This is a genomic window from Inquilinus sp. (assembly GCF_039594555.1).
Classification (GTDB): domain Bacteria; phylum Pseudomonadota; class Alphaproteobacteria; order DSM-16000; family Inquilinaceae; genus Inquilinus.
Genome location: NZ_JBCNNF010000461.1, coordinates 1 through 5,234 on the forward strand (window position 1 = coordinate 1; position 5,234 = coordinate 5,234).

The 5,234-nt window shown below is 69.5% G+C and carries 6 protein-coding genes; 2 read left to right on the top strand and 4 right to left on the bottom strand.

Going from position 1 to position 5,234, the window contains the following annotated elements; translation table 11 throughout:
• Nucleotides 1-81: 81 nt before the first annotated feature.
• Nucleotides 82-519, bottom strand: coding sequence for a hypothetical protein (locus ABDW35_RS31650; protein ID WP_343717825.1), 438 nt, complete (start codon nt 517-519; stop codon nt 82-84).
• Between the two features lie 10 nt (nt 520-529).
• Complete coding sequence (locus tag ABDW35_RS31655; RefSeq protein ID WP_343717826.1) at nt 530-1,699, bottom strand: zinc-dependent alcohol dehydrogenase; 1,170 nt, start codon at nt 1,697-1,699, stop codon at nt 530-532.
• Between the two features lie 146 nt (nt 1,700-1,845).
• Between ABDW35_RS31655 and ABDW35_RS31660 the strand changes: the two genes are divergently transcribed.
• On the top strand, nt 1,846-2,301 hold the full coding sequence (locus ABDW35_RS31660; RefSeq protein WP_343717827.1) for an NUDIX domain-containing protein: 456 nt from the start codon (nt 1,846-1,848) through the stop codon (nt 2,299-2,301).
• 43 nt (nt 2,302-2,344) lie between these two features.
• Here the strand turns inward: ABDW35_RS31660 and ABDW35_RS31665 are convergent, their stop codons facing one another.
• Both ABDW35_RS31665 and ABDW35_RS31670 read right to left on the bottom strand, forming a co-directional pair.
• A complete protein-coding gene (locus ABDW35_RS31665) occupies nt 2,345-3,385 on the bottom strand; it encodes a manganese catalase family protein (RefSeq protein WP_343717828.1) in 1,041 nt (346 codons plus the stop codon).
• Nucleotides 3,386-3,414: 29 nt separating this feature from the next.
• Nucleotides 3,415-3,921 carry a ferritin-like domain-containing protein gene (locus ABDW35_RS31670; RefSeq protein ID WP_343717829.1) on the bottom strand — a complete coding sequence of 169 codons (507 nt, stop codon included), beginning with the start codon at nt 3,919-3,921 and terminating at the stop codon, nt 3,415-3,417.
• Between the two features lie 236 nt (nt 3,922-4,157).
• Here ABDW35_RS31670 and ABDW35_RS31675 point away from each other — a divergent pair.
• The coding region (locus ABDW35_RS31675; protein WP_343717830.1) for a cation:proton antiporter at nt 4,158-5,234 on the top strand (1,077 nt) is incomplete at its 3' end.

Consider the following 5,234-nt stretch of genomic DNA (forward strand, 5'->3'; position numbering starts at 1 on the left):
GCGCGGCGCGCCCGGCGGCCGAACCAATATTTTGTGATTTGCTTTTGCGCGGGGCGGCCATCCGCGGGTCGCCCGCGCCGGTTACCCGCGCCGGCCGCCCGGCCCGCGCACCGGCCCGCGATGCGGCTGCCGGGACGACAGCGACTGGGCGCACAGCGCGTCGATCACCGTCACCCCGATCACCGCGGCGACAGCGAAGCCGAGGCGGCCGCGCGCACGGCTGCCGCCGGCGACCGCCGCCAGCGTGGCCAGGTCCAGCGCATCGCCGGCGACGCGGGCCCAGACGAAGGGCGCCGGGTCCTGCGACCGGCCGAGGATCGCCAGGCCGGTCGCAACCTCCCGCGCGCCATAGGCCTGGACCACCCGCGGATCGCTGCGCAGGCCCAGCCAGCGCGACAGGCCGCGCGGCGCCAGCAGCTCCAGCGCACCGAGCGCGATGCTGAACAGCCCCAGCCCGTGCGCGACGCGGCGGGCCGAGGGGAACGGGTTCGCGGGCGCGCCGCGGAAATCGGATCTCATCGCCGGCCTCCTAGGGCTTGAGCACCACCTTGATGCAGCCGTCATGCTTCTCCCGGAACGTCTTGTAGAGCTCCGGTCCGTGCGACAGCGGCTCGGTGTGCGTGATGACGAAGGATGGATCGATCTGGCCGTCCTGGATGCGGCGCAGCAGGTCGTCGGTCCAGCGGTTCACATGGGTCTGGCCCATGCGGAAGGTCAGCCCCTTGTTCATGGCGGCGCCGAACGGGATCTTGTCCAAGAGCCCGCCATAGACGCCGGGGACGGACACGGTGCCGGCCGGGCGGCAGGCATAGATCGCCTCGCGCAGCACATGCGGCCGGTCGGTGCCCAGCATCACCGCCTGCTTGGCCCGGTCGATCATGGAATCGACGGGCCGGCCGGCATGGGCCTCCAGCCCGACCGCGTCGATGCATTTCTCAGGCCCGCGGCCATGGGTCAGCTCGCGCAGCCGGTCCAGCACGCTCTCCTCGGCAAAGTCGATCGTCTCGGCGCCGGCGGCCCGGGCCATCGACAGCCGCTCCGGCACATTGTCGATCGCGATCACCCGCTCGGCGCCGAGCAGCAGCGCGGCGCGGATCGCGAACTGCCCGACCGGCCCGCAGCCCCAGATCGCCACGGTGTCGGTCGGCTGGATGTCGCATTGCGCCGCGGCCTGCCAGCCGGTGGGAAAGATGTCGCCGAGGAACAGCACCTGCTCGTCCGTCAGCCCGTCGGGGATCTTCACCGGCGCGACATCGGCATAGGGCACGCGGACATATTCCGCCTGGCCGCCGGGATAGCCGCCGGTCAGGTGGGTGTAGCCGAACAGCCCGGCGGTGGTGTGGCCGAACATCTTCGCCGCCATCTCGGCGTTGCGGTTGGTCCGTTCGCAGACCGAGAAGTTGCCGCGCCGGCACTGTTCGCATTCGCCGCAGCAGATGGTGAAGGGCACCACCACCCGGTCGCCGACCTTGAGCCGCTTGTTCCCCGGCCCGACCTCGACCACCTCGCCCATGAACTCGTGGCCCATGATGTCGCCCGATTTCATGCCCGGCATGAAGTCGTCATAGAGATGCAGGTCGGAGCCGCAGATGGCGCAACTGGTCACTTTGATGATCGCGTCCCGCGGATGCTCGATCCCGGGGTCGGGCACGGTGTCCCAGCGGATATCCGCCTTGCCGTGCCAGCACAGGGCCTTCATGCCTCGGCCTCCTGATGATGATCCAAGGCTCAACAGGGCCGGGCGAGCAGCCGTTCGATGCCGCCGGATAAAAAGGCCGGGATCATGGTCCGAACCGTCCGACGGTCCGCCGTGTTGTCCGATCGGACAGCATGAAGGAGAGATCCGTGGGGGTGACCATCAGGCCGCAGGTCGGCGCGCTTCCCGTCCGCTTCGACGAGGACGGCACCCTCGAGGTCCTGCTGATCACCAGCCGCCGGTCGGGGAAGTGGATCATCCCCAAGGGCAACCTAATGAAGCGCCTAGCCCCGCACCATGCGGCCGCCCGCGAGGCGTTCGAGGAGGCCGGCGCCGTCGGGCCGATCGAGGGCCGCCCGCGTGGATACTACCGGCACCGCAAGCGCAAGCCGCGGCGGCAGCTCCGCTGCCGGGTCGCGGTCTATGTCATGGCGGTGGAGCAGCGGCTGGAGCGGTTTCCGGAGCGGGAGGAGCGCGCGGTCCGCTGGTTCACGGTCGACGACGCGCGCGGCGTCATTCGGAACCGGAGGCTGAGGGAGCTGGTCGCCCGGGTCTCGGCCGAGCTGGTCTCGTCCGGTCGCGCGCTGGACGAGTTGTTCGCCTGACGCAGGCCGACGCGCCGTGACGGCGCGTCGGCTCCGCCCGTAATCAATGGGTCCGGCCGGCCCGGCCCGACTGCCCGTTCTTCTTGCCCCGCGTCTTTCCGCCCGCGGCCGGCGCATCCTCCGAGGGGTCCCAGGACATCGGGCGCGGGACATCGTCATAGCCCGTCCACGGATCGCCGGGCTCGCCCTCGGCCGCGGCGATCTCGTCGCTCCGCTGCCGGCTCAGCGTCTTCTCGACGTCGCCGCCATCGGTGTCGGATTCGACGTCACGGTCGCCATGCAGGGCTTCACCCTGGGTCAGCCCGACATTGGCCACCGGATCGGAGACATAGAGCCAGTCACGGCCGAACGGCGCCTGCGCGCCCTCGTTCCACGGGCCGCGCTGGTCCTCGCCCTGCGACATGTTGTAGGCGGTCGCGACATGGCGCGGGTCGCCCTGCAGGATCCCGGGCGGATAGTTCGGCTGGATGGTCTCCAGCGCCGCCTCGAACTGCCGGAAATGCGTGATCTCGCGGGTCATCAGGAACCGCAGCGTCTCGCGCACATAGGGATCGTCGGTGAACTTCAGCAGGTATTCGTAGACGATCTTGGCGCGGGATTCGGCGGCGATGTTGGAGCGGAGATCGACCGTCAGGTCGCCATTGGCGTTGACATAGGCGCCGCTCCAGGGGTTGCCCTGGCTGTCTTCCAGCAACGGGCCGCCGCCGCTGAGGACGGCGAAATGCGGCATCGCCAGGGCCTCATGGATCAGCCCGTCCCGCGCAGCGCTGCCGCCTTCGGACAGGCTTGGAATGCCGGTCACGTCGAGCGCGTCCTTGAGCTCGCCGTTCACGCCCTTGAGCAGCATGGTGATGGTGGCGCCGACGATCTCCAGATGCGACAGCTCCTCGGTCGCGATGTCCATCAGCAGGTCGTATTTGTCGGGATAGGGCTTCCGCGCCGCATAGGCCTGGACGAAGTACTGCATGGCCGCCTTGAGCTCGCCATTGCCGCCGCCGAACTGCTCCAGCAGCAGCTTGGCAAAACGCGGATCGGGCTCGGAGACTCGGGCATTGAACTGCAGCTGCTTGATATGAATGAACATGGACCACCTTTTCTGGAGAAGGGTGAGGGTCAGCGCTTCGCCGTGGCGCCCGCTTCGGAGCGGCTGAGGTATTCCTGGGTCAGGGTCGGCATCTGCTCCCAGATCCAGTCGCCCATCTCCTCCTCCTCGACCTGGATGCGCTCGCAGGTCTCGGCGATGCCGGGCTCGCCCGCGTCGCGGGCCGCCGCCGCCAGCATGCGGTAGCTGCCGGCCTCGAACTGCTCGAAGGCATAGCTGCCGAGGGCGTGCTTCAGCACCTCGTCCTCGCTCATCGCGTGGAACATCCCCTGGACATTGGCGATGGTCTTCTGGGCGATGTCCTTCAGGGTCGAGGGATCGGCGCCGAGCTTGGCCAGGCAGTCCTCCACGTCCTGCCGCTGGCGGTGGGTCTGCTGCAGATGCTCCTGCACCTTCGCCCGCGCCTGGGGATAGGTCTCGAGCCGGCTGATCTGGGTCTCCAGCAGGGAGACGGCCTGGCTCTCCATGGCATAGGCGTCGCGCAGCCAGTGGGTCAGATGCTCTTTCGGGTCGGTCATCGGGATCTCCTGTTCCACCGCGCCCGGAGCGCCGCGTGGGTCCGGTGCGCACTGAAGGCTCAACAGGACCCTGGCTCCGCCCGTTCGACCGCCGAAGAAAAATTCGGGACCAGCGCAATGAAGCGAAGCGGAGGACAAGCAAAGGAAACCGCAGCACCGGTAACGCTGTTGGTCCGGCATGCGGAGATGCGCATCCACCAACCGATCAGACCGTTCCCCATCTTGGCGACAGTGAAATGCCGGAGTCGATCGACACCGCTGCGGTGATCAGTCTCGTCCTCGGCCTCCTGGTGCTGCTGGCGGCGTGGCTGCCGATGGTGGTCAACCGCCTGCCGCTGTCGCTGCCGATCGTCGCGGTCGGCATCGGCTTTGCCGCGCCGCACAGCGCCTGGATCAGCCATGCCTCCGCCTTCCTGCTGCAGCAGCGGGTGCTGGAGCACATGGTCGAGTTCGTGATCCTGATCGCGCTGATGGGCGCCGGGCTGCGGGTCGAGCGGCCTTTCGGCTGGCGACGATGGCAGGCGACCTTCCGCCTGCTCGGCATCGCCATGCCCCTCACCATCGCCGCGATGGCGGCTGTGTGCTGGGCCGGCCTCGGCCTGAGCTGGGCGGCGGCCCTGCTGGTCGCCGCCGCGCTGGCGCCGACCGACCCGGTCCTGGCCTGCGACGTGCAGGTCGGCCCGCCCGGGGAGGAGGAAGGCGGCGAGGTCCGCTTCGCCCTGACCTCGGAGGCCGGGCTGAATGACGGCCTCGCCTTCCCCTTCGTCGTGCTGGCAATGGCGCTCGCCGCCGCATCGCCCGAGGCCGTCTGGGCCCATTGGCTGTCTGTCGACGTGGCCTGGAGGATCGGCTGCGGCGCGGCGATCGGCTATGCCGCCGGCCGCGTCTTCGGCTGGCTGACCTTCCGGCTGCCGCGCCTGAAGCTGTCCCGCACCGGCGACGGCCTGGTCGCGGTCGGCGTCACCCTGATCTCCTACGGCCTGACCGAGATGGCGGCCGGCTACGGCTTCGTCGCCGTGTTCATCGCCGCGGTGACCTTGCGGGCGACCGATCGCGGCAGCGACTTCCACGGCGCGATGGCCGAGTTCTCCGAGCAGATCGAGCGCGTGCTCATGGTCGTGGTGCTGCTGGTGTTCGGCGTCGCGATCGGCAACGGCGCGCTGGACCTGCTGGGCTGGCCGGAGATCGCGGCAGGCGCGGCGCTGCTGCTGGTCATCCGCCCGATCTGCGGCTGGGCCAGCCTGATCGGCACGCCCCTGCCGCCGGCCGCACGCGGCCTGATGGCCTTCTTCGGCATCCGCGGGCTGGGCACC

What these genes read in the sequence shown, in the direction of transcription:
- ABDW35_RS31670 (WP_343717829.1), bottom strand. Translation starts at nt 3,921, where the DNA reads ATGACCGACCCGAAAGAGCATCTGACCCACTGGCTGCGCGACGCCTAT.
- ABDW35_RS31655 (WP_343717826.1), bottom strand. Translation starts at nt 1,699, where the DNA reads ATGAAGGCCCTGTGCTGGCACGGCAAGGCGGATATCCGCTGGGACACC.
- ABDW35_RS31650 (WP_343717825.1), bottom strand. Translation starts at nt 519, where the DNA reads ATGAGATCCGATTTCCGCGGCGCGCCCGCGAACCCGTTCCCCTCGGCC.
- ABDW35_RS31665 (WP_343717828.1), bottom strand. Translation starts at nt 3,385, where the DNA reads ATGTTCATTCATATCAAGCAGCTGCAGTTCAATGCCCGAGTCTCCGAG.